General features: G+C 43.3%; 19 protein-coding genes, 1 tRNA gene and 3 rRNA genes. 6 read left to right on the plus strand and 17 right to left on the minus strand.

All coding sequences use genetic code 11. The features are described 5' to 3' along the window. Nucleotides 1–42 precede the first annotated feature (42 nt). The 9 genes from ACRWQM_RS17135 to ACRWQM_RS17175 all read right to left on the minus strand — a co-directional run bounded on the left by ACRWQM_RS17135 (nt 43) and on the right by ACRWQM_RS17175 (nt 11412). Nucleotides 43–1317, minus strand: a complete 1275-nt coding sequence (locus ACRWQM_RS17135) for a CinA family nicotinamide mononucleotide deamidase-related protein (RefSeq protein ID WP_434930743.1) — start codon at nt 1315–1317, stop codon at nt 43–45. A 496-nt stretch (nt 1318–1813) separates the two neighbouring features. After that, nucleotides 1814–1890, minus strand: a tRNA-Asp gene (locus tag ACRWQM_RS17140). A gap of 94 nt (nt 1891–1984) precedes the next feature. Then, nucleotides 1985–2100: ribosomal RNA gene (rrf, locus tag ACRWQM_RS17145) — 5S ribosomal RNA — on the minus strand. 145 nt (nt 2101–2245) lie between these two features. Continuing rightward, nucleotides 2246–5148: ribosomal RNA gene (locus ACRWQM_RS17150) — 23S ribosomal RNA — on the minus strand. A gap of 396 nt (nt 5149–5544) precedes the next feature. Beyond that, a 16S ribosomal RNA gene (locus ACRWQM_RS17155) occupies nt 5545–7089 on the minus strand. The 16S, 23S and 5S rRNA genes sit together here with 1 tRNA gene alongside, the layout of an rRNA operon. A gap of 544 nt (nt 7090–7633) precedes the next feature. Then, complete coding sequence (locus ACRWQM_RS17160; protein WP_434930744.1) at nt 7634–8227, minus strand: TlpA family protein disulfide reductase; 594 nt, start codon at nt 8225–8227, stop codon at nt 7634–7636. A 167-nt stretch (nt 8228–8394) separates the two neighbouring features. Beyond that, the gene (gene nrfF / locus ACRWQM_RS17165) at nt 8395–8868 is read right to left on the minus strand and encodes a heme lyase NrfEFG subunit NrfF (RefSeq protein WP_434927808.1); all 474 of its coding nucleotides are present in this window, start codon (nt 8866–8868) and stop codon (nt 8395–8397) included. Next, nucleotides 8868–9422, minus strand: a complete 555-nt coding sequence (locus tag ACRWQM_RS17170; RefSeq protein ID WP_226411954.1) for a DsbE family thiol:disulfide interchange protein — start codon at nt 9420–9422, stop codon at nt 8868–8870. The genes nrfF and ACRWQM_RS17170 overlap by 1 nt, the downstream gene beginning before the upstream one ends. Nucleotides 9423–9435: 13 nt before the next feature. Continuing rightward, nucleotides 9436–11412: a heme lyase CcmF/NrfE family subunit gene (locus tag ACRWQM_RS17175; protein ID WP_434927806.1), complete on the minus strand. Its 1977-nt coding sequence runs from the start codon at nt 11410–11412 to the stop codon at nt 9436–9438. Nucleotides 11413–11829: 417 nt separating this feature from the next. Here ACRWQM_RS17175 and ccmI point away from each other — a divergent pair, with 417 nt between their 5' ends. After that, a complete protein-coding gene (gene ccmI / locus ACRWQM_RS17180) occupies nt 11830–13101 on the plus strand; it encodes a c-type cytochrome biogenesis protein CcmI (RefSeq protein WP_434927804.1) in 1272 nt (423 codons plus the stop codon). Between the two features lie 115 nt (nt 13102–13216). Here ccmI and ACRWQM_RS17185 read toward each other — a convergent pair whose 3' ends face one another. After that, nucleotides 13217–13510 (minus strand): c-type cytochrome, encoded by a 294-nt coding sequence (locus ACRWQM_RS17185; RefSeq protein WP_434927803.1) that lies wholly within the window; start codon nt 13508–13510, stop codon nt 13217–13219. 325 nt (nt 13511–13835) lie between these two features. Here ACRWQM_RS17185 and ccmA point away from each other — a divergent pair, with 325 nt between their 5' ends. Genes ccmA through ccmE form a run of 5 tightly spaced genes read left to right on the plus strand, consistent with a single transcriptional unit; the run spans nt 13836 to nt 16636 of the window. Next, nucleotides 13836–14486: a cytochrome c biogenesis heme-transporting ATPase CcmA gene (gene ccmA, locus ACRWQM_RS17190; RefSeq protein WP_434927802.1), complete on the plus strand. Its 651-nt coding sequence runs from the start codon at nt 13836–13838 to the stop codon at nt 14484–14486. A gap of 9 nt (nt 14487–14495) precedes the next feature. Continuing rightward, on the plus strand, nt 14496–15182 hold the full coding sequence (ccmB, locus tag ACRWQM_RS17195; protein ID WP_434927801.1) for a heme exporter protein CcmB: 687 nt from the start codon (nt 14496–14498) through the stop codon (nt 15180–15182). A 13-nt stretch (nt 15183–15195) separates the two neighbouring features. Continuing rightward, complete coding sequence (locus tag ACRWQM_RS17200) at nt 15196–15942, plus strand: heme ABC transporter permease (RefSeq protein WP_226411966.1); 747 nt, start codon at nt 15196–15198, stop codon at nt 15940–15942. Next, entirely contained in the window at nt 15942–16142 is a 201-nt protein-coding gene (gene ccmD, locus ACRWQM_RS17205; protein WP_226411968.1) for a heme exporter protein CcmD, read from the plus strand. The genes ACRWQM_RS17200 and ccmD overlap by 1 nt, the downstream gene beginning before the upstream one ends. Next, nucleotides 16139–16636 (plus strand): cytochrome c maturation protein CcmE, encoded by a 498-nt coding sequence (ccmE, locus tag ACRWQM_RS17210; RefSeq protein ID WP_226411970.1) that lies wholly within the window; start codon nt 16139–16141, stop codon nt 16634–16636. The genes ccmD and ccmE overlap by 4 nt, the downstream gene beginning before the upstream one ends. 1140 nt (nt 16637–17776) lie before the next feature. On the opposite strand, the gene rplQ is transcribed toward ccmE, so the two are convergent. From rplQ to secY, 7 genes are all read right to left on the minus strand, one after another. After that, nucleotides 17777–18172, minus strand: coding sequence for a 50S ribosomal protein L17 (gene rplQ, locus ACRWQM_RS17215; protein WP_226411972.1), 396 nt, complete (start codon nt 18170–18172; stop codon nt 17777–17779). A 39-nt stretch (nt 18173–18211) separates the two neighbouring features. Further along, complete coding sequence (locus ACRWQM_RS17220) at nt 18212–19201, minus strand: DNA-directed RNA polymerase subunit alpha (RefSeq protein WP_188843792.1); 990 nt, start codon at nt 19199–19201, stop codon at nt 18212–18214. A gap of 24 nt (nt 19202–19225) precedes the next feature. Further along, a complete protein-coding gene (rpsD, locus tag ACRWQM_RS17225) occupies nt 19226–19846 on the minus strand; it encodes a 30S ribosomal protein S4 (RefSeq protein ID WP_226411974.1) in 621 nt (206 codons plus the stop codon). Nucleotides 19847–19877: 31 nt separating this feature from the next. After that, on the minus strand, nt 19878–20270 hold the full coding sequence (gene rpsK / locus ACRWQM_RS17230) for a 30S ribosomal protein S11 (RefSeq protein WP_011635661.1): 393 nt from the start codon (nt 20268–20270) through the stop codon (nt 19878–19880). 17 nt (nt 20271–20287) lie between these two features. Next, a complete protein-coding gene (rpsM, locus tag ACRWQM_RS17235) occupies nt 20288–20644 on the minus strand; it encodes a 30S ribosomal protein S13 (protein ID WP_226411976.1) in 357 nt (118 codons plus the stop codon). 118 nt (nt 20645–20762) lie between these two features. Continuing rightward, nucleotides 20763–20876 (minus strand): 50S ribosomal protein L36, encoded by a 114-nt coding sequence (gene rpmJ / locus ACRWQM_RS17240; protein ID WP_006083579.1) that lies wholly within the window; start codon nt 20874–20876, stop codon nt 20763–20765. Nucleotides 20877–20899: 23 nt separating this feature from the next. Next, a complete protein-coding gene (secY, locus tag ACRWQM_RS17245) occupies nt 20900–22240 on the minus strand; it encodes a preprotein translocase subunit SecY (RefSeq protein WP_226411977.1) in 1341 nt (446 codons plus the stop codon). Nucleotide 22241: the final 1 nt, after the last annotated feature.

The following is a 22241-nucleotide window of genomic DNA, read 5'->3' on the forward strand; positions in this document are numbered from 1 at the left end:
GTCTCATAAAAAGTGTCTATAAGTCTCAAGCCTTACCAGTTATTATTTTTCAAATCGACTAATTGATGGGTAATCTACTATGACAGCTTCATCCAATAACGCACGACGTAACATGTCATAAGCAACGGCAGTGCTGAGGCTTCTCACTAACTGTCGAGAGCGACTCGGCAATTTAACCATTTGACTGTAAATGCCATTACGCGTCGCGAGTGCTATTGCAACTGTGCCGACTGGCTTTTGATCAGAACCACCTTCAGGGCCAGCAATTCCGCTGGTCGCTAAAGCGAAGTCACTGTCGAGTATTTTACGCACGCCTTCAGCCATTGCTTCGACGGTTTGAATAGAGACAGCTCCGTGATCATCTAAAATTTGCGGATTAACGCCAAGTACTTTTACCTTGGACTCATTGCTGTAGGTCACTAAGCCATGATGTAGGTATGATGAGCTGCCAGCGAAATCAATTAACTGACTGGTGATCATTCCGCCAGTACAGGATTCTGCCACACTTAAACTAAAACCAGACTGGTATAACCTTGTATGGATCTCTTCAGCTAAGGTCGGCTTATTTTCCGCCACAACGGCAGTGCCTAAACATTCCTTAACCGCTTTTGTCACTTGAGGCAACGCGCGAATAGCTTCATCACCACGGGCGAAAATTTTAATTTCAATATGTGGCATAGAAGAGCGATAACCTAGCTCGATACCTAGGGGTAAGCTAAGTTCAGATAACATATCAGCGAGAGTAGATTCACCATAGCCAATGGTGAGCAGTTTATGCAATTGGGTGTTATCACCTGAGCCAAACTCTTTAGTAATGAATGGCACAAATTGTTCTTTGAACATGTGTTTTAGTTCAAAAGGTACTCCCGGAGTAAAGAATAACCAGGCCTTATTTAACTTCACTCTAAAACCACAGGCGGTGCCTACGGGGTTATCGATCATCACCGCCGACTCAGGCAACCAAGCTTGTTTTAAGTTGCTCTTCGCCATCACACGGCCATTTTTGGTAAACCAATTCTCTAGATGATCGCGCCATTGCTGATTCTCTATTAGCTCTTCGCCTTTCGCTTTTGCCATAGCAAGCGCTGACATATCATCACTGGTTGGGCCTAGGCCACCATTCACTAAAATAACGTCAGCGTGCTTACTTCTCTCTTGGAAAGCAGCCACTAAATCCGCTAATCTATCGCCAACAGTGGTGCGTTGCTGCATCTCAATACCTAATGACATTAGCTCATTGGCAACCCAAGCGGCATTAGTATCAACAATCTGGCCAGATAACACTTCTTCACCAGTACAAATCATCTCAAGCTTCATTGCTTTTTCCTTTATAACAACAATTGCCCCATAAGTTAGGCAACCAATATGGCAATAGCAAGAAAATAGATCGATTTATCTGTTCCTATTAAGTGTTAGCAAGAAAAAAGCTGGTTCATCAGACAGATAACGGACAAAAAGTCTCACCAGATTAGCCACACAAGGTGTAAAAATAGATTAATGACAAAGAACGACATTAATCTAAAATAACGCTATCCAATTGGCCCTTATTGACTGATGAAAACCAAAACATCAACAATAATATCAAATTCCAGATACGAAAAAGGCCTTTGCATTGCTGCAAAGGCCTTCGTCTTAAGTTGGCGAAGCGGACGCTGCTGGTAACAAGAGTGAACCCGCGACCTCCGGCGTGACAGGCCGCTGTCTCGAATCGATGTCTCGAAAAAGCCTTAACCAACAGAACTATTACCCATATTTTTAATATTACACACACGAAAAAGGCCTTTGCATTGCTGCAAAGGCCTTCGTCTTAAGTTGGCGGAGCGGACGGGACTCGAACCCGCGACCCCCGGCGTGACAGGCCGGTATTCTAACCAACTGAACTACCGCTCCTTTAGCAAATTGCTTGCGCACGATGCTAAATTCTTTTTAAGTCGCTGATATGTCACTATCAGTAGACTTCTCTTACTTAAAAGAGAAATTAGGCGCCTGGAAATGACCTACTCTCACATGGGGAGACCCCACACTACCATCGGCGATACTGTGTTTCACTTCTGAGTTCGGAATGGGATCAGGTGGTGCCACAGCTCTATGGTTTCCAGACAAATTTTGTTTATCTAACGCTATTTAACTAGCATTAAATAATAATTCGGAAAGCTGATTACTTTATCTGAGTTTGAGTCTCGTCACACTATTTAAGCGTCCCATTCTAATACTAAGTCGTATCAGTAAAACCCATCTGGGTTGTATGGTTAAGCCTCACGGGTCATTAGTACAAGTTAGCTCAACGCCTCACAACGCTTACACACCTTGCCTATCAACGTAGTAGTCTCCTACGGCCCTTTAGAGAGCTTAAAGCTCTAGGGATGACTCATCTTGGGGCTCGCTTCCCGCTTAGATGCTTTCAGCGGTTATCGATTCCGAACGTAGCTACCGGGCAATGCCATTGGCATGACAACCCGAACACCAGCGGTTCGTCCACTCCGGTCCTCTCGTACTAGGAGCAGCTCCCCTCAATCATCCAACGCCCACGGCAGATAGGGACCGAACTGTCTCACGACGTTCTGAACCCAGCTCGCGTACCACTTTAAATGGCGAACAGCCATACCCTTGGGACCGACTTCAGCCCCAGGATGTGATGAGCCGACATCGAGGTGCCAAACACCGCCGTCGATATGAACTCTTGGGCGGTATCAGCCTGTTATCCCCGGAGTACCTTTTATCCGTTGAGCGATGGCCCTTCCATTCAGAACCACCGGATCACTATGACCTACTTTCGTACCTGCTCGACGTGTATGTCTCGCAGTTAAGCTGGCTTATGCCATTGCACTAACCGTACGATGTCCGACCGTACTTAGCCAACCTTCGTGCTCCTCCGTTACTCTTTGGGAGGAGACCGCCCCAGTCAAACTACCCACCAGGCACTGTCCTCAACCCCGATAAGGGGCCAGAGTTAGAACATCAAAACTACAAGGGTGGTATTTCAAGATTGACTCCACTCCATCTAGCGACGAAGCTTCAAAGTCTCCCACCTATCCTACACATGTAGGTTCAATGTTCAGTGCCAAGCTATAGTAAAGGTTCACGGGGTCTTTCCGTCTAGCCGCGGGTATACGGCATCTTCACCGCAATTTCAACTTCACTGAGTCTCGGCTGGAGACAGCGTGGCCATCATTACGCCATTCGTGCAGGTCGGAACTTACCCGACAAGGAATTTCGCTACCTTAGGACCGTTATAGTTACGGCCGCCGTTTACCGGGGCTTCGATCATGAGCTTCTCTTGCGATAACCCAATCAATTAACCTTCCGGCACCGGGCAGGCGTCACACCGTATACGTCATCTTGCGATTTTGCACAGTGCTGTGTTTTTGATAAACAGTTGCAGCCACCTGGTATCTGCGACTGCCGTCAGCTTAGGGAGCAAGTCCCATCACCAACAGCAGCGTACCTTCTCCCGAAGTTACGGTACCATTTTGCCTAGTTCCTTCAGCCGAGTTCTCTCAAGCGCCTTGGTATTCTCTACCCGACCACCTGTGTCGGTTTGGGGTACGATCCCTACTAACCTGAAGCTTAGAAGATTTTCCTGGAAGCATGGCATCAACTACTTCATCACCTTAGTGACTCGTCATCAGCTCTCAACGTGTACATTTAAGTACGTGTTCCCGGATTTGCCTAAGAACACCGCCTACTACCTTAAACGCGGACTACCAACGCCGCGCTAGCCTAGCCTTCTCCGTCTCTCCATCGCAGTTAGCAGAGGTACAGAAATATTAATCTGTTTTCCATCGATTACGCCTTTCGGCCTCACCTTAGGGGTCGACTCACCCTGCCCCGATTAACGTTGGACAGGAACCCTTGGTCTTTCGGCGAGGGAGTTTTTCACTCCCTTTATCGTTACTCATGTCAGCATTCGCACTTCTGATACGTCCAGTGTGGGTTACCCCTTCACCTTCAACCGCTTACAGAACGCTCCTCTACCGCTTGCAGTAAACTGCAAACCCGTAGCTTCGGTGGTATGTTTAGCCCCGTTAAATCTTCCGCGCAGGCCGACTCGACTAGTGAGCTATTACGCTTTCTTTAAATGATGGCTGCTTCTAAGCCAACATCCTAGCTGTCTAAGCCTTCCCACATCGTTTCCCACTTAACATACACTTTGGGACCTTAGCTGACGGTCTGGGTTGTTTCCCTTTTGACAACGGACGTTAGCACCCGCTGTCTGTCTCCCGAGTAGTACTCATTGGTATTCGGAGTTTGCAAAGGGTTGGTAAGTCGGGATGACCCCCTAGCCTTAACAGTGCTCTACCCCCAATGGTATTCGCTCGAGGCGCTACCTAAATAGCTTTCGAGGAGAACCAGATATCTCCGAGTTTGATTGGCCTTTCACCCCCAGCCACAAGTCATCCGCTCATTTTTCAACATAAGTCGGTTCGGTCCTCCAGTTGATGTTACTCAACCTTCAACCTGCCCATGGCTAGATCACTCGGTTTCGGGTCTACGCCTTGCAACTAAACGCGCAGTTAACACTCGGTTTCCCTACGGCTCCGCTATTCGCTTAACCTCGCTACAAAACGTAAGTCGCTGACCCATTATACAAAAGGTACGCAGTCACGGTCTCAAGAACCGCTCCCACTGCTTGTACGTATACGGTTTCAGGTTCTATTTCACTCCCCTCACAGGGGTTCTTTTCGCCTTTCCCTCACGGTACTGGTTCACTATCGGTCAGTCAGGAGTATTTAGCCTTGGAGGATGGTCCCCCCATATTCAAACAGGATGTCACGTGTCCCGCCTTACTCGTTTTCATCTATGGTTAGTTTTCATGTACGGGGCTATCACCCTGTGCCGCTGAGCTTTCCAACTCATTCCACTAACACACCATAGACTTAAGGGCTAATCCCCGTTCGCTCGCCGCTACTAGGGGAATCTCGGTTGATTTCTTTTCCTCTGGGTACTTAGATGTTTCAGTTCCCCAGGTTCGCCTCATACAGCTATGTATTCACTGTATGATGACCACTTATGTGGCCGGGTTTCCCCATTCGGATATCGTTAGCTCAAATGCTTATTACTAGCTCGCCAACGCTTTTCGCAAGTTATTACGTCCTTCATCGCCTCTGACTGCCAAGGCATCCACCGTATACGCTTAGTCACTTAACCATACAACCCAAATGAGTTTCACAACCCTTGTAAACAAGAGAATGAACTAATCAGACTGTATCGCAACTAGCTGGTTTTTACTTGTCTCACTCCCGACCAGGAAGTGTGACTCGCCTTAGTTTTTAGAATATTCAAGACACTTAAACAGTGTTTTGAGAACTCAAGATACTGATGCTTTCGCATCAATATTATTTTCGCACTAACGTAATCACACAAACGACAACGAATCATCATTCATGCGCCTTTAGTTAGTACTATCAGCTTTCCAAATTGTTAAAGAACAACACTTAACCGGCAAGCGGTGTGTTTCACTCTACTTCCGAAGAAGTTAACAAGTAATCTGTGTGAACACTCACATGCATCTCTGCACTTTAGGTATTGAGTTAGTCGTATAGGTAAGGAGGTGATCCAGCCCCAGGTTCCCCTAGGGCTACCTTGTTACGACTTCACCCCAGTCATGAACCACAAAGTGGTGAGCGTTCTCCCGAAGGTTAAACTACCCACTTCTTTTGCAGCCCACTCCCATGGTGTGACGGGCGGTGTGTACAAGGCCCGGGAACGTATTCACCGTGACATTCTGATTCACGATTACTAGCGATTCCGACTTCATGGAGTCGAGTTGCAGACTCCAATCCGGACTACGACGTACTTTGTGAGATTAGCTCCACCTCGCGGCTTTGCAACCCTCTGTATACGCCATTGTAGCACGTGTGTAGCCCTACTCGTAAGGGCCATGATGACTTGACGTCGTCCCCACCTTCCTCCGGTTTATCACCGGCAGTCTCCCTAAAGTTCCCGACATAACTCGCTGGCAAATAAGGATAGGGGTTGCGCTCGTTGCGGGACTTAACCCAACATTTCACAACACGAGCTGACGACAGCCATGCAGCACCTGTCTCAGAGTTCCCGAAGGCACTAAGCTATCTCTAGCGAATTCTCTGGATGTCAAGAGTAGGTAAGGTTCTTCGCGTTGCATCGAATTAAACCACATGCTCCACCGCTTGTGCGGGCCCCCGTCAATTCATTTGAGTTTTAACCTTGCGGCCGTACTCCCCAGGCGGTCTACTTAATGCGTTAGCTTGGGAGCCCAGTGACTAAGTCACCAAACTCCGAGTAGACATCGTTTACGGCGTGGACTACCAGGGTATCTAATCCTGTTTGCTCCCCACGCTTTCGTGCATGAGCGTCAGTCTTTGTCCAGGAGGCCGCCTTCGCCACCGGTATTCCTTCAGATATCTACGCATTTCACCGCTACACCTGAAATTCTACCTCCCTCTACAAGACTCTAGTTCCCCAGTTCCAAATGCAATTCCTAGGTTGAGCCCAGGGCTTTCACATCTGGCTTAAAAAACCGCCTGCGCACGCTTTACGCCCAGTAATTCCGATTAACGCTCGGACCCTCCGTATTACCGCGGCTGCTGGCACGGAGTTAGCCGGTCCTTCTTCTGTAGGTAACGTCACAGCAATAGTTTATTAAACTACTGCCTTTCCTCCCTACTGAAAGTGCTTTACAACCCGAAGGCCTTCTTCACACACGCGGCATGGCTGCATCAGGCTTTCGCCCATTGTGCAATATTCCCCACTGCTGCCTCCCGTAGGAGTCTGGGCCGTGTCTCAGTCCCAGTGTGGCTGATCATCCTCTCAGAACAGCTAGGGATCGTCGCCTTGGTGAGCCATTACCTCACCAACTAGCTAATCCCACCTAGGTTCATCCAATCGCGAAAGGCCCGAAGGTCCCCTCCTTTCCCCCGTAGGGCGTATGCGGTATTAGCAGTCGTTTCCAACTGTTATCCCCCTCGATTGGGCAGATCCCTAGGCATTACTCACCCGTCCGCCGCTCGCCGGCAAAGATAGCAAGCTATCTTCCCGCTGCCGCTCGACTTGCATGTGTTAGGCCTGCCGCCAGCGTTCAATCTGAGCCATGATCAAACTCTTCAATTAAAGTTTTTTGAAACCCGAAGGTTTCGGCTCAATGAATTCTGATTGCTTTATTAACCGAAGCTAACAAAGTCTTTTTGTACATATTGCTATGAACATTCATCGTTGCATTGAGTTTAAATTTTTTGATTGCCAACATTCCGAAGAACAGAAGACAATTTCGAATAACTCAATACCTGTGAATGTCCACACAGATTTCTTGTTTAAGTTGTTAAAGAGCGTTGATGTTGATTTTTCAAACATCGCCGTTGGACGCTAGGTCGTTGGCTTGGGCTGCGTATTCTACAGACCCTGTTGTCAGCGTCAAGTGTTTTTTCAAACTTTCTTTTCGCTGTTGATTTGATGATGAAACCGAAGTTTTTATCCTTTCAAATTAACCTAACTCGCCACTTTGCTTTCGCGCTGTGCCGTGTCAGTGGATGCGCATTATAGGGAGATTCTGAGGCAGTGCAACCCCTTTTATAAAGTTTTTATATAAAAAAAGATCGCTTGACGATCTTTTAACCTAACACGATCTAAATCGTTTAATTAGGCACCAAAAAGAATACTAATCGACCACTTTTCCTGTTGTGGTGTAAAACTGCTTTAAGAAGGTTATAGCGTTCTCATCGTCCCAATCAACATAACTACGTACATAAGCTACCAGTTCCCCTTGCGGATTTAATATAAAAGTCGCCGGAATTGTTTCTAACGGGAACACTTCACGAAGATTTTGCTTGGGATCAAAATAAGATTCGAATTTTGGTAGACCTATCGATTGCAAAAATGGTTGCACTATCACTTGGCCATCGCCATCAATTGATATAGGTAACAACATGTATTGGGTTTGATCTATTTTTTTGGCAAGCCTGTCTAGTGCTGGAAGTTCTCTGACACAAGGGGGACACCATGTCGCCCACATATTCACTAAGATGACTTTACCTTTGAAGGCTTCAAAATCTATTTGATCATTATTCAATTGGCTGAAGTTAGCTTGGGCGATGGGAAAAGGTTGCTCCAGGATGATGATTTTATCCAAACTGGTTTGAGATACTGGTTTTTGACTAGGTTGCATACCTGGGTAGGCTACACCGCTTTCTATTAGCAGCATGCTAGCACTAATAATAGAGGCTACAACAACAAGTTTTTTTTTCGATATCATTATTTAACCTCAAGTCGGGTTAAGAGATACAGTCAATAGGCTAAACCCTACACGTTTAGCCTATTTTATCGCAAACTTGCTATTTGTTTTGAAAGCAAAGCACGTTGATGTAACGCTGTTAACAAAACAAAGAGCGGTTTGAAAAGTCTTTATATTCTGGACTGAGGTTATTTATTACGTTTTAGTAATTCATCAAGCTGCTGTTTATCTTCAGCTGACATCTCGGCATGGGCATATTTTACATTTCTCTGGCGACGAATAAGTATCGCGCCAACAATGAAACCTATAAATAGCAGCGCAAAAGGACCAATCCAAAGAACATATGTTTTTGGATCAAGTCGCGGTTTATAAAGTACAAAGTCACCATAACGACTTGTCATGAACTCTACAATTTGCTCATCTGACTTACCATCATCAACCATCTTATAAACTTCTAATCGCAAATCTTGAGCGACTGGCGAATTAGAATCAACTAAGTTTTGGTTTTGACATTGTGGGCAACGCAACTCATGTGCGAGTGAAATAGCACGCTTTTGATTACTGGGTGTTTTGAATTCATAGGTATCTACTGGTGTGGCATGGACCACTACACTCGATAACAAACCAATAACTAACGCGAACGATAAATTAACTAATTTCATTACGCTGCTCCATCCGCTTTAGCTTCAGCTTGTAGCTGCTGAACCATTGGATATAAGGTATCTTGCCAAATATTTTGATCAATTGGGCCTGCATAGCGAAATCGTATAATGCCATTATGATCAATGATAAATGTTTCTGGCGCACCATATACCCCGAGATCCAAACCTAAACGACCATCTTTATCATAAAAGTTGATCGTATATGGATCCCCTTCGCGCTGTAGCTCTTTTATTGCCAGTGCTCGCTCGTCACGATAATTAATACCATATATAGGCATAATATTACGACGAGACAACATAGTTAAAAAAGGATGTTCATATTTACATGCAGGACACCAGGTGGCCCACACGTTTAATAATGAAACTTGACCTTTTAAATCAGCTTCAGTCAACAGTTCACCAGGGGTTTCAAGTCTCTCAAGTTGGAAAGCCGGCACCGGCTTCCCTTCTAATGCTGAATCCAGCTTTTGTGGATTAAGGAATAAACCTTGATATAAGAATATTCCCATCACCAAAAATAAGGCTAGAGGTATAAACAGCACCAACTTTTTCATAAATACTCCGTTTTTAAGCTGTCGCTAACTTTTCTTTTGCTTTGTCGTTTACTTCGGCAGCCGTGCTCTTTACGCGATAACGCTTATCTGATGCAGCAAGGAAACCACCAATCATCATAAAGATTGATCCGAACCATAACCAACGTACAAAAGGTTTGTAGTTTAGACGTACAGCAAACTCGGTCGCACTGATTGGGTCACCCATGGTGACATATAGGTCACGGAATAAACCCCAATCGATACCGGCTTCTGTCATGTCCATTGTACGAACATTATATTGACGACGATCCGGTTTTAATAAGGTAATGTATTTATCATCTTGATAGATTTCTATTTGACCTTGTTGTGCTGTGTAGTTTGGTCCAACGACATTCTTAGTTTCAAGATACTTGAATGTGTAACCCGCTAACTCTTGACTGATTCCTGGCCCCATGCGAACACTTTTCTCTATTGAGTAGTTCGACACCATAGTGGCACCAACAATTGAGACGGCAATACCTAAGTGGGCCATGATCATTCCAAGTTGGCTACGCCCAATACGGGTTAAACTGATGCTGCCATCTGTTCCTTTAACCATATTGTATGCAGCGCGGAATGTCGATAATGTCACCCATGTTGCCGCAGTAATGCCAAGTACAACCCATATATTGAATTCGCCGCCCATGAGGAAAGGTACAGACAAACCGATCACTGCTGCAACCATTGCAGGCACAAGTAATTGACGCTTGATCTCGCCTTGCTTTGATTTCTTCCAGCGAATGATTGGACCAATACCCATAAAGCCAAACAGTACTAACACGATTGGAACGAATACCGCGTTGAAATATGGAGGTCCTACAGAAATTTTACCCATACCGAGCGCATCTATAAGCAGCGGATATAAGGTTCCAAGTAGCACGGTACCGGCAGCTACAGTTAATAGCACGTTACAAACCAACAACATGGTTTCTTTAGACTTGAGCTCAAATCGAGCAGGACTGCTCATTTCGCTGGCACGGAAAGCAAACAGAGTTAAAGAGCCACCAACGGCAATAGCCAGTAGAAGCAGAATAAACATACCACGGCTTGGATCTGCTGCAAATGAATGCACCGATGTGAGTACACCGGAACGCACAATAAAGGTACCCAGTAAGCTTAATGAGAAAGCAAAGATTGATAGCAAAACAGTCCAATTGCGGAATGCACCACGCTTTTCAGTTACCACTAAAGAGTGAACCAATGCTGTACCTATTAGCCAAGGCATAAAAGAAGCATTTTCAACTGGATCCCAGAACCACCAACCACCCCAGCCTAATTCATAGTATGCCCACCAAGAGCCTAGTGAGATACCACCGGTTAAGAACACCCAAGCAGCCAACGTCCAAGGACGAGACCAACGAGCCCAAGCTGAATCTAAACTACCACTCATTAATGCTGCAATAGCAAAAGCAAAGCTTACTGAGAAACCTACATAACCAAGGTATAACATAGGTGGGTGGAAGATTAGCCCCACATCTTGCAACATTGGATTTAAGTCACGTCCTTCCATTGGAATTGGAAATATACGCTCAAATGGACTTGAGGTTAGAACCATAAACAAGGTGAAACCAACAATAATCATGGCTAGTACTGCTAGCACCCTCGCAGTAAAGACTTCTTCTAAGCCTTTACTGAACATGGCTACAGCTGTTGCCCACACTGACAATGAGAATACCCAGAATAATAATGAACCTTCATGACCGCCCCATACTGCAGCAATTTTAAAGAAGATGGGTAATTGTGAATTTGAATGATGTGCAACATAGGCGACTGAAAAGTCATCCACCGCGAAGCTGTAGCCTAATATAACTACTGAAACTAGAATGAAGAAAAACATACCGTACGCAAGAGGCCAGGCATATCTCACTAAATATGCATCTTTCTTGGCAGCACCTATTAATGGAACACTGGCTAATAACATGGCAAATGCCAAACCTATTATCAGTGAAAAATGTCCAATTTCTGGAATCATGGGTATTCCTTAGTTATAAAAACATTGATTTGATATCAACAAACCACGTTAATGCAGGTGATGAGCATACGTTACTATACTCACATTAGCTTAAGCGAATTTTAAATCATTTTAGAGCTTGCCAGCTCACATGTCTGCCACTTTCGTGCAAAACTGGGTTACTTGTCTCATTATCGGTACGCTGTAGGATCAAAAGTCTCTAATCACAATCACACAGCGATAAGACTAACAAAATGATCTAAAGTTTCTTACCATTTAATGTTCACATTTTAAATTGTGAACCAGTGCTCAACTCTCAAGTTTGAGCTTTATATCTTCCTTATATTACTATTCAATTAATAATCTTTACGTATAATCGTCTAATCAAGCTCAGCGGAACCCCCGCTTTCCTATAAACTAAAAGTGAATATTGAAACGATGACCACATTTTGGATTCTTATCGCGCTTGTCCTTATTATCGGTTTAATGATGATTTGGGTACCTCATTTTCGTCAGACAAAGCTACTTCAAGCTGAAGAGTCTGGCGTCCGTAAACAAACTAACCTTGAACTTTTTAATGAACGTTTAGGCATTCTTGAGAAAGAATTACAAAACGATTTACATGATCAGAATGAATTTGACGCATTAAAGCAGGAACTAGAAATTAGTTTATTGCAGGATATGAAGCATAAGGGTGATGACTCACTTGCTGCTGCAAAACCAAAAGGTATTTTATGGCCCTCTTTGATGACCATAGTAGTGTTGGGACTAACAGGTTACTTCTATCAGCAGCTTGGTGCATATAATGAACTGGCAAATCCGCCACAAGCTAATAATCCGCATCAAGGCATGAGTAATGAACAAATTATGGCTCAGCGTGTGCAGATGATGGAGGCAGAGGTTCAACAAGCTCCTGAAAACAGCCAAGCATGGTTTAGCCTAGGTCATGCTTATATTTCAGCAAACCAATATAATAAAGCTGTTGCTGCATTCGATAAAGTCATGGAGTTAGTCGGAACCCACGCTGAATTACTAGGCCCTAAAGCAACGGCGATGTATTACCAGGCAGGTCAGAAGCTCACGCCAGATATTCAGGCTATTATTGAGCAGTCATTAGCTTTGGATGCACAAGACCCATCTACATTATTACTTGTCGGAATGGACGCCTTTTTTAATGCTCAATATCAAGATGCAATTAATGCATGGCAAGCTATTTTAGATAGTGACCGTAGTGATGTTGACCGCACAGCATTAATGAATGCTATTCAGTCTGCTAAAATGAGTATGCAATCAGATACGGGAGCCATGCCAAATGATGATGCCCACAGTGCTGTTAAAAATACCGCCACTGAAGCAGGTACAACAATTGCAAAAACTGTCAGTGTTATGGTCGAAGTTGCACCGGAATTAGCGTCTAAGGTTGGGCCAAATGATCAAGTATTTATTTTTGCTCGCGCAACTCAAGGGCCAAAAGTGCCTTTAGCAGCGACTAAAGTCAATGCTAGTGATTTACCATTGACCATTACCTTAGACGATAGTACTTCTATGGGAGGGGATGTAAAATTAAGTGGTGCTAGCGAAGTTGAGATTATAGCCGTGCTATCAAAACATGGCAGCGTCAAACCACAAGCGGGTGACATGAAAGGTACTGTAGATGCTGTTAAAGTCGGCGGTAAAACCACGCTCGTATTAGATACAATAGTTCAATAACTTAGATTAAGGCGAACTTATTAGGTTCACCTTAATAGAGGTCTACGCAAATTTGCTGTCAGACATCCATAAAAAAACCGGCTATTAGGCCGGTTTTTATATTCTTAAAGAAGTATTACTTAGACATGAACTCAATAGCGTTCTTGTAATCTTCATCAGAACAGTCAGTACACATACCACCTGGTGGCATTGCATTTAAACCTGTCTTAACAGAGTTTAATAGTACATCAACACCCTTGGCTAAACGAGGTTCCCAAGCAGCAACATCATGAGATTTAGGCGCACCGGCCACACCCATGCTGTGACATACTTGACATGCCTTGTTATATACAGCTTCACCTTCTTGAGCAAATACATTCGCAGACAAAGTTAAGGCAGCTACTGCAGTCATTGCTAACAATTTTTTCATGTTCAACGTTCCTAATTGCAAATAAATACAAAGCTCAACGCTGCCTGTTATTTTTAGAAGGCAGACTATTTTTAGCTCTACTAGATTACTACATACTGCAAAAAATCTCACCTTTTTGTGATAACAATCTCACCTTGGCATTCAAATCAACCAATATTAACCAGTTCAAGTAATATATTAGCAAATGTTGAAAAAACTCGCATTTTAGTAATTTTATTGGAACTACATCAAATTGCGGACACTTAATGATAGCTAAAGTTAACTGCATAATACTGTTTATGTTAATATCTTTTAATCTTTATTAGTCGATTAAATAGAGGGCTCAGTGACAAAAATAACATCATCCACTCCCTTGATCAGTGCAAACAACCTAACATGCATCCGCGAAGAGCGTTTATTATTTGACGAGCTTAGCTTTGATATCATGCCTGGGGATATCGTTCAAATTGAAGGTCCGAATGGCTCCGGAAAAACAAGCTTATTACGTATTCTAGCAGGCTTATCTCGTCCCTATTCCGGGGATGTGCTGTATTTGAAACACAACATCATTCGATCGCGTGATGAGTTTAATGAAAATTTACTTTATTTAGGGCACCTAGCCGGCGTTAAAAGTGAATTAACCGCAGAAGAAAATCTTAACTTCAATTTAAGAATCAGTGGTTATGATGACTATAGAACGTCTGACATTTTAGCCAAAGTAAACTTAAGCGGGTTTGAAGAAGCATTAGCAGGACATCTGTCTGCAGGGCAACACCGAAGAACAGCGTTAGCAAGATTATGGCATACCAATTGTAAAATATGGATATTGGATGAGCCTTTTACTGCGATCGATAAAAAAGGTGTTGAAGAGCTGGAGCAACTCTTTATGGAGCATGCTAATCGCGGTGGATGCGTAATTATCACAACTCATCAAGATATGAGTTTAATTACTGAGCCTAATCTTCGTAAAATCACTCTCGATTATCGTTTTATATAAGGCTCAATAATGAACAGAGGTATTAGCTACAGCAGCGCGTTTGTGACCTTGTTAAAACGTGATTTGAAAATTGCGGTTAGACATCGTGGTGACATATTTAACCCACTGTTATTTTTTATTATGGTGGTAACTCTATTCCCACTAGGAATTGGACCAGAACCGCAAGTACTAACACGTGTAGCTCCAGGAATAATATGGGTAGCAGCTCTACTGGCATCAATGCTGTCACTGGAAAGGCTCTTTAAAGCGGATTACAGCGACGGTAGCTTAGAGCAAATGTTACTTAGTCCTCAGCCGCTCGCTATTATGGTATTGGCTAAGGTCTTAGCTCATTGGATTTTAACGGGTGTGCCATTAATACTCGTATCACCATTATTAGCGGTATTGCTTCATTTAGAAGGTAATAGCTATGTTGCTTTAATGGCTACCTTAGCGTTGGGAACACCTGTCCTGTCACTATTAGGTGCAATTGGTGTGGCTCTTACTGTTGGGCTCAGTAAAGGTGGCGTATTACTGACCTTATTAATATTGCCTTTATATATACCGGTGTTGATTTTTGCTACAAGTGCTATCGATGCGGCAGGGATGAATTTACCTTATGATGGTCAGCTAGCGATTATTGGCGCTATGCTGGTTGGTTCTTTAATTATGGCACCTTTTGCAATTGGCGCCTCCTTACGTGTGAGTACAAATTAATATGTGGAATAAGATGTGGAAATGGCTTAATTCATATGCAGACCCTGAGCGATCTTATAATCTAGCAGGAAAAATGTTGCCCTGGTTTGCATGTTTAGCAATTGCAATGATAGGTGTTGGTACGACATGGGGCTTGTTATATGCTCCGATGGATTATCAACAGGGTGATAGTTTTAGAATTATATATATACATGTTCCTGCAGCATCCATGTCAATGGCAGCCTACATGGGGATGGCAACCGCTTCATTTATTGGTATCGTCTGGCAGATTAAAGCCGCCGATTGGGCTGCGGCATCTATTGCCCCAATTGGAGCAGTTATTACTTTTATCGCATTATTTACTGGCGCTGCATGGGGAAAACCTATGTGGGGTACATGGTGGGTTTGGGATGCTCGTTTAACTTCAGAACTAGTACTATTATTCCTTTACTTGGGTGTTATTGCACTTTACGCCTCATTTGAGGACAAAGTATTGGCAGGCAGAGCTGCAGGCATATTGGCCATCGTTGGGGTAATCAATATTCCAATTATCAAGTATTCAGTTGAATGGTGGAGCAGCTTACATCAACCTGCCACAATCAAGATTACAGAAAAATCTACAATGACTGGAGATATGCTCTATCCACTGCTTATCAATATTGCTGGATTTGGCATGATGATAGGAGCATTAACCATAGTAAGATATAGAGCAGAAGTATTGGCACGTAACGGAATGCGTCCTTGGGTTCGTGATTTAGCTAACGCGGAGGCGACAAAATAATGCAATTCGATACATTAGCAGAATTTTTAGATATGGGCGGCTATGCGTTCTTTGTATGGTTAGCTTACGGTGTAACATTTGGCAGTTTGGCTATTTTGATCATTCATAGTCTTAGCCAAAGGAAAAAAGTTCTTATTGAGATATCTAAAAAGATCATCAGAGAAGAACGATTAAAAGAATCGAGAGGTAATAAATCGTGAACCCAAGACGTAAAAAAAGACTCACACTGGCAGTAGCTTTAATCGCAGGTGTCGCAGGTGTCGCTTCACTTTTACTGTACGCGTTAAATACCAATTTGAACTTGTTTTATACACCATATGAAATTGTACATGGTAAGAATGACACTGGAGTTAAGCCAGAGATTGGACAGCGTATTCGCGTAGGCGGCATGGTCACTGTTGGCTCTATGATACGCGACCCAAGCAGTTTACATGTGGAATTCGCGGTACATGACTCAGTAGGTGGCGAAATCATTGTGACATTTGACGATCTTCTTCCAGATTTATTCCGCGAAGGCCAGGGAATAGTCGCTCAAGGCGTATTAGTGGAATCAGGTAAGCTGGAAGCAACTGAAGTACTTGCAAAGCATGATGAAAATTATATGCCACCAGAAGTTGCTGAAGCAATGGGACAAACCCACAAAAAATTAGATTATCCAGAAGGCGCAGAGCCAAAGGGCTATAAATACCAGTAACTTATATTGAAAAACTACAAATTCAAAGCCTATAAATTAATAGAGTTGAAATAGATATTGGTTCTTATAACTAGATAAATAATCTCTTTAAATAAAAAGACTGAATCCAAAAGATTCGGTCTTTTTTATATTCGTATAAAATATTGGTCAAGTTAAATTAGCCGCGGTTTTAGTGCGATTCCAATATAAACGGTCTGACTCATTTGGCGTTACCCATCATTATATTGATGGGGTAGAGGTTCACTGCAATATTCAGTAATGTAATTTATAAACGCATTGTCTGCTTCTGTAAGAATTCCCATAACCGCTTACGGGAACCGATTCAGATTTAAAACTGCTGAAATCGTTACGTCAGTGTAATATCCGAATAACTTCCACAACGACTCAAATTTTGCTTGTAGTGATCGAGCTGAAGAGGCATTAACTTCAAGCTTATATGTCGCTAGCATTGGTAGCTGTTATTCATCCTATTCTGTAGCGCAGGTGACTCGAAAACGATATTCGAACCTTTAGATATCAATTCTAAATCTGGCGAACATGACAATCCTCATCGACTTATTTACGAGTAAGTGGAACTAAGGTAACCGCAAAATAAACATAATTATTACAGCTCCAAATAGACATCAGAAAGCCAAATCATAATTGAATTTCATAAAATAAAGACAAATTGTCGATTTAGCATGTTTGAGAGTGCAACAAACGCTTATGCTGCGTTCCGATGTGCATGCTGAGGCTACTGAAAGCTTACTAAACTGTATATTTTCATTAGATTAGACACTTGATAACAACTGATATTAACCCTTTGTTAGTTACTGAAGACTACTGTGAACGTTAAAAATTGCAGAAAATACTAAGAAACCTCAGCTCGGGATAATAAATGCATATCAAACAGATCTTTGCCCCGCTAACTGTGTTGAATTCATTTGCAATAGCTCGCTATTGACGCATAAATTCGCCTTGTTAACAGCGCAAAGCTTAAGTTTGAGGGTAAACAGTTGAATTTTGACTATTTCAATACCGTTTATTCATTCTTAACCCGAGCTGAGGTTAAGTAGAATAAAACAAAGGATAAGAAAGCTGAAAAGTGGATATAAAAAAACCGAGCCTAGGCTCGGTTTTGAATAAGTAATTAAAAATTAATTACTCTGCAGCTTCAACTTCAACAGCTTCAGCAGCTTCAGGACGACCTACTAACTCGATGTAAGCCATTGGGGCTTTATCACCGGTACGAAGACCGCACTTAAGAATACGAGTGTAACCACCAGGACGTTCCTGGAAGCGTGGACCCAATTCAGTAAATAACTTACCTACAACTTCAGCGTCGCGGGTACGAGCGAAAGCTAAACGGCGATTTGCAACGCTGTCTACTTTAGCTAATGTTATTAGAGGTTCAACTACGCGACGCAATTCTTTCGCTTTTGCTACAGTTGTCTTGATTATCTCATGACGAACTAGTGAGCATGCCATGTTACGGAACATAGCTTGGCGATGACTGCTGTTACGATTTAGTTGACGACCACTCTTACGATGGCGCATGACTAATCCTTATAACCTTAATCTGTACTAACCTGAGACTTATAGGTCGTCTGCTAAACTAGCTGGAGGCCAGTTTTCAAGACGCATACCTAACGACAGTCCGCGAGATGCTAAAACGTCCTTAATTTCAGTAAGTGATTTCTTACCTAAGTTAGGGGTTTTCAACAACTCAACTTCAGTGCGTTGTACCAGATCACCGATGTAATGAATCGCTTCGGCTTTCAAACAGTTAGCCGAACGTACAGTTAGCTCTAAATCGTCGACAGGACGCAACAATATCGGATCGAATTCCGGTTTATCATCTTCCTCAGGCTTAGCAGCAGGCTCACGTAAATCAACAAACGCATCTAGCTGTTCGGCTAAAATAGTTGCTGAGCGACGAATTGCCTCCTCAGGATCGATAGTACCATTAGTGGTCATATCAATTACGAGCTTATCTAAGTCTGTGCGCTGTTCAACACGAGCCGCTTCTACATTGTATGCAATGCGAGCAACAGGTGAGAAAGACGCATCAACCAACAGGCGACCGATTGGACGATCATCGTCTTCGGTTTGTGCACGAGCCGAAGCAGGTACATAACCACGACCACGTTCAACACGGATACGCATGCTGATGTCATTATTACCAGTCAAATGACAGATAATATGATCAGGATTCATGATGGTAACATCGCCATCATGTGTGATATCTGCTGCTGTAACAGGGCCTGTGCCGGACTTACTTAACGTAAGCATAGCCTCGTCTTTACCCTCGATAGTTACCGCTAAACCTTTAAGATTTAACAATATCTCAAGGATATCTTCTTGTACGCCTTCCTTACTGCTATATTCGTGCAGTACGCCATCTATCTCGACTTCTGTAACAGCACAGCCAGGCATAGATGACAATAGGATGCGACGCAACGCGTTACCTAAGGTATGGCCAAAACCACGTTCTAGCGGTTCTAGTGTAACTTTGGCGCGAGTTGAATTAACCTGCTCAATTTCAACGAGACGCGGTTTAAGAAATTCTGTAACAGAACCCTGCATTGTGTCCTCTCTTGTTTGTTAGCTTTACTTAGAGTAAAGCTCGACGATCAGCTGTTCGTTAATATCCGCAGACAAATCGCTACGTTCTGGTAGACGCTTGAAAGCACCTTCCATTTTCGCATTGTCGACTTCTACCCATGTAGGCTTTTCGCGTTGACCAGCCACTTCTAAAGCCGCTTTAATACGAGCTTGAGTGCGTGATTTTTCACGGATGCTTACAACATCATTCGCAGACACTTTGAATGACGGAATGTTAACTACACGACCGTTAACCATAATAGATTTATGGCTTACTAGCTGACGTGATTCTGCACGAGTAGAACCGAAACCCATACGATAAACTACGTTATCTAGGCGGACTTCTAAAAGTTGTAACAAGTTTTCACCTGTATTACCTTTTAAACGTGCAGCTTCTTTGTAGTAGTTACGGAATTGCTTTTCTAACACACCGTAAATACGACGAACTTTTTGTTTCTCGCGTAACTGAGTACCATACTCAGACAAACGTGGCTTACGAGCGCCATGTTGTCCAGGTGCAGTTTCCAGCTTACACTTTGATTCGATTGCTCTCACACCGCTTTTTAAGAAAAGGTCTGTACCTTCTCGGCGGCTGAGCTTGAGCTTAGGACCCAAGTATCTTGCCATGATCTTTCTCCAACTATCCTATAACGTAGTGTTATACACGACGTTTTTTAGGTGGACGACAACCATTGTGAGGGATAGGTGTCACATCAGTAATATTGGTTATTTTATAACCAACTGCGTTCAGTGCGCGAATCGCTGATTCACGTCCTGGACCTGGACCCTTCACAAAAACTTCAAGGTTTTTAACACCATAATCTTGCGCAGCAATACCTGCACGCTCTGCCGCAACCTGTGCAGCAAACGGGGTCGATTTACGTGAACCACGAAAACCAGAACCACCTGAGGTAGCCCAAGATAAAGCATTACCTTGACGATCGGTAATGGTTACGATTGTGTTGTTGAAAGACGCATGGATATGAGCCATGCCATCTGCAACCTGTTTACGTACGCGCTTACGCGGAGAACGTGACGGAACTTTAGCCATTTTGGTTTACCTTCCCGTTACTTTCTGATTGGTTTACGTGGACCTTTACGCGTACGCGCATTGGTCTTAGTACGTTGCCCACGAAGTGGCAGGCTACGACGATGGCGGAGACCACGATAACAACCAAGATCCATAAGACGCTTGATGTTCATTGAAATCTCACGACGTAAGTCACCTTCTACAGCATATTTGGCGACTTCTTCGCGTAGGATATCTATTTGAGCTTCGCTCAATTCCTTGATCTTAGCATCTTCAGCAATTGAAGTAGCAGCACAGATTGCTCTTGCGCTTGTACGTCCAATACCAAAAATAGCAGTCAATGCGATGACTGTATGCTTTTGATCAGGAATGTTAATGCCAGCGATACGGGCCACTATGCACTCCTTAAATGTTAAAGGCTATCTGCGAAAAGCCCGAAAGGATACTCGACAGACAACAAATTTGCAAACAATATTTTTGGTCAGCCCATTATTGGGCTGACCAACTTCTTACTTAGCCTTGACGCTGTTTGTGTTTAGGTTCAACACATATAACGCGAACAACACCACTACGCTTGACGATCTTGCAATTACGGCAGATCTTCTTCACGGAAGCTCGAACTTTCATTTCATCACTCCGTAAAAGCTAACTTATTTTCCAAAGCGATCTAAATTCGCTTTGTTGACTAAATTAGCTTTCTTCATCACAGACTCATATTGATGAGACATCATATGGGTCTGAACCTGAGCCATGAAGTCCATGATCACGACTACTATAATTAGTAGCGAAGTACCGCCAAAATAGAACTGTACTTTCCACGCAATTAACATGAACTCCGGAATTAAGCAGATAAAGGTAATATACAACGCACCCGCTAAGGTTAAACGTGTCATTACTTTATCAATGTAACGCGAAGTCTGTTCACCGGGACGAATCCCAGGAATGAATGCACCACTCTTTTTCAAATTATCAGCTGTTTCGCGTGGATTAAAGACCAACGCAGTATAGAAGAAACAGAAAAAGATAATTGCTGTCGCGTACAATAATGAATACAGCGGTTGTCCAGGGGACACAGCTAAAGCGAAATCGCTTAGCCATGACATAGACTCATTTTGTCCAAACCACTGAGCCAGTGTGCCTGGAAACAAAATAATGCTGGATGCAAATATTGGTGGAATTACACCTGCCATATTTACTTTAAGTGGTAAATGAGTGCTTTGCGCAGCAAAAACCTTACGGCCTTGTTGACGTTTAGCATAGTTAACAACGATTCGACGCTGTCCACGTTCCACAAACACTACAAAATAAGTTACAGCAAATACAATAACCGCGAGCAACAGTAGTACCAATACATTCAAGTCACCTTGACGCGCCTGCTCGGCTGTTGAGCCGATAGCCGATGGTAATCCTGCAACAATACCTGCGAAAATTAATATCGAGATACCATTACCAATACCACGTTCGGTAATCTGTTCGCCTAACCACATTAGGAACATAGTTCCTGTGACTAAACTTACAACAGCAACAAAGTAAAAACCAAATCCAATATTGGCCACGAGGCCAGGAACTAAATTCGGTAAACCTGTCGCGATACCGATAGATTGCAATGTACCCAGTACAAGTGTGCCATATCTAGTATATTGACTTATCTTTTTACGCCCTGACTCGCCTTCTTTTTTCAATTCAGCAAGTGCAGGATGCACAACAGTCAATAACTGCATAATAATCGATGCCGAAATATACGGCATGATACCTAATGCGAAGATAGAGGCACGCTCTAAAGCACCACCCGAGAACATGTTAAACATGCCAAGGATGGTATCTTTTTGCTGAGCAAAAAGCTCTGCTAATACAGCTGCGTCAATACCAGGAATTGGTACAAACGAACCGGCTCTAAAGACGATAATCGCACCAATCACGAACAGAAGGCGAGTTTTCAGTTCAGATAAACCACCTTTCGCGCTTTTTAAATCAAGTCCTGGTTTTGCCATC

Source organism: Shewanella sp. HL-SH5, from assembly GCF_051163755.1.
Lineage (GTDB): Bacteria > Pseudomonadota > Gammaproteobacteria > Enterobacterales > Shewanellaceae > Shewanella > Shewanella glacialimarina.

Coding starts and splice junctions, on each gene's coding strand:
- ACRWQM_RS17135 (WP_434930743.1), bottom strand. CDS start 1,317: ATGAAGCTTGAGATGATTTGTACTGGTGAAGAAGTGTTATCTGGCCAG.
- ACRWQM_RS17160 (WP_434930744.1), bottom strand. CDS start 8,227: ATGATATCGAAAAAAAAACTTGTTGTTGTAGCCTCTATTATTAGTGCT.
- nrfF (WP_434927808.1), bottom strand. CDS start 8,868: ATGAAATTAGTTAATTTATCGTTCGCGTTAGTTATTGGTTTGTTATCG.
- ACRWQM_RS17170 (WP_226411954.1), bottom strand. CDS start 9,422: ATGAAAAAGTTGGTGCTGTTTATACCTCTAGCCTTATTTTTGGTGATG.
- ACRWQM_RS17175 (WP_434927806.1), bottom strand. CDS start 11,412: ATGATTCCAGAAATTGGACATTTTTCACTGATAATAGGTTTGGCATTT.
- ccmI (WP_434927804.1), top strand. CDS start 11,830: ATGACCACATTTTGGATTCTTATCGCGCTTGTCCTTATTATCGGTTTA.
- ACRWQM_RS17185 (WP_434927803.1), bottom strand. CDS start 13,510: ATGAAAAAATTGTTAGCAATGACTGCAGTAGCTGCCTTAACTTTGTCT.
- ccmB (WP_434927801.1), top strand. CDS start 14,496: ATGAACAGAGGTATTAGCTACAGCAGCGCGTTTGTGACCTTGTTAAAA.
- ACRWQM_RS17200 (WP_226411966.1), top strand. CDS start 15,196: ATGTGGAAATGGCTTAATTCATATGCAGACCCTGAGCGATCTTATAAT.
- ccmD (WP_226411968.1), top strand. CDS start 15,942: ATGCAATTCGATACATTAGCAGAATTTTTAGATATGGGCGGCTATGCG.
- rplQ (WP_226411972.1), bottom strand. CDS start 18,172: ATGCGCCATCGTAAGAGTGGTCGTCAACTAAATCGTAACAGCAGTCAT.
- ACRWQM_RS17220 (WP_188843792.1), bottom strand. CDS start 19,201: ATGCAGGGTTCTGTTACAGAATTTCTTAAACCGCGTCTCGTTGAAATT.
- rpsD (WP_226411974.1), bottom strand. CDS start 19,846: ATGGCAAGATACTTGGGTCCTAAGCTCAAGCTCAGCCGCCGAGAAGGT.
- rpsK (WP_011635661.1), bottom strand. CDS start 20,270: ATGGCTAAAGTTCCGTCACGTTCTCCGCGTAAGCGCGTACGTAAACAG.
- rpmJ (WP_006083579.1), bottom strand. CDS start 20,876: ATGAAAGTTCGAGCTTCCGTGAAGAAGATCTGCCGTAATTGCAAGATC.
- secY (WP_226411977.1), bottom strand. CDS start 22,240: ATGGCAAAACCAGGACTTGATTTAAAAAGCGCGAAAGGTGGTTTATCT.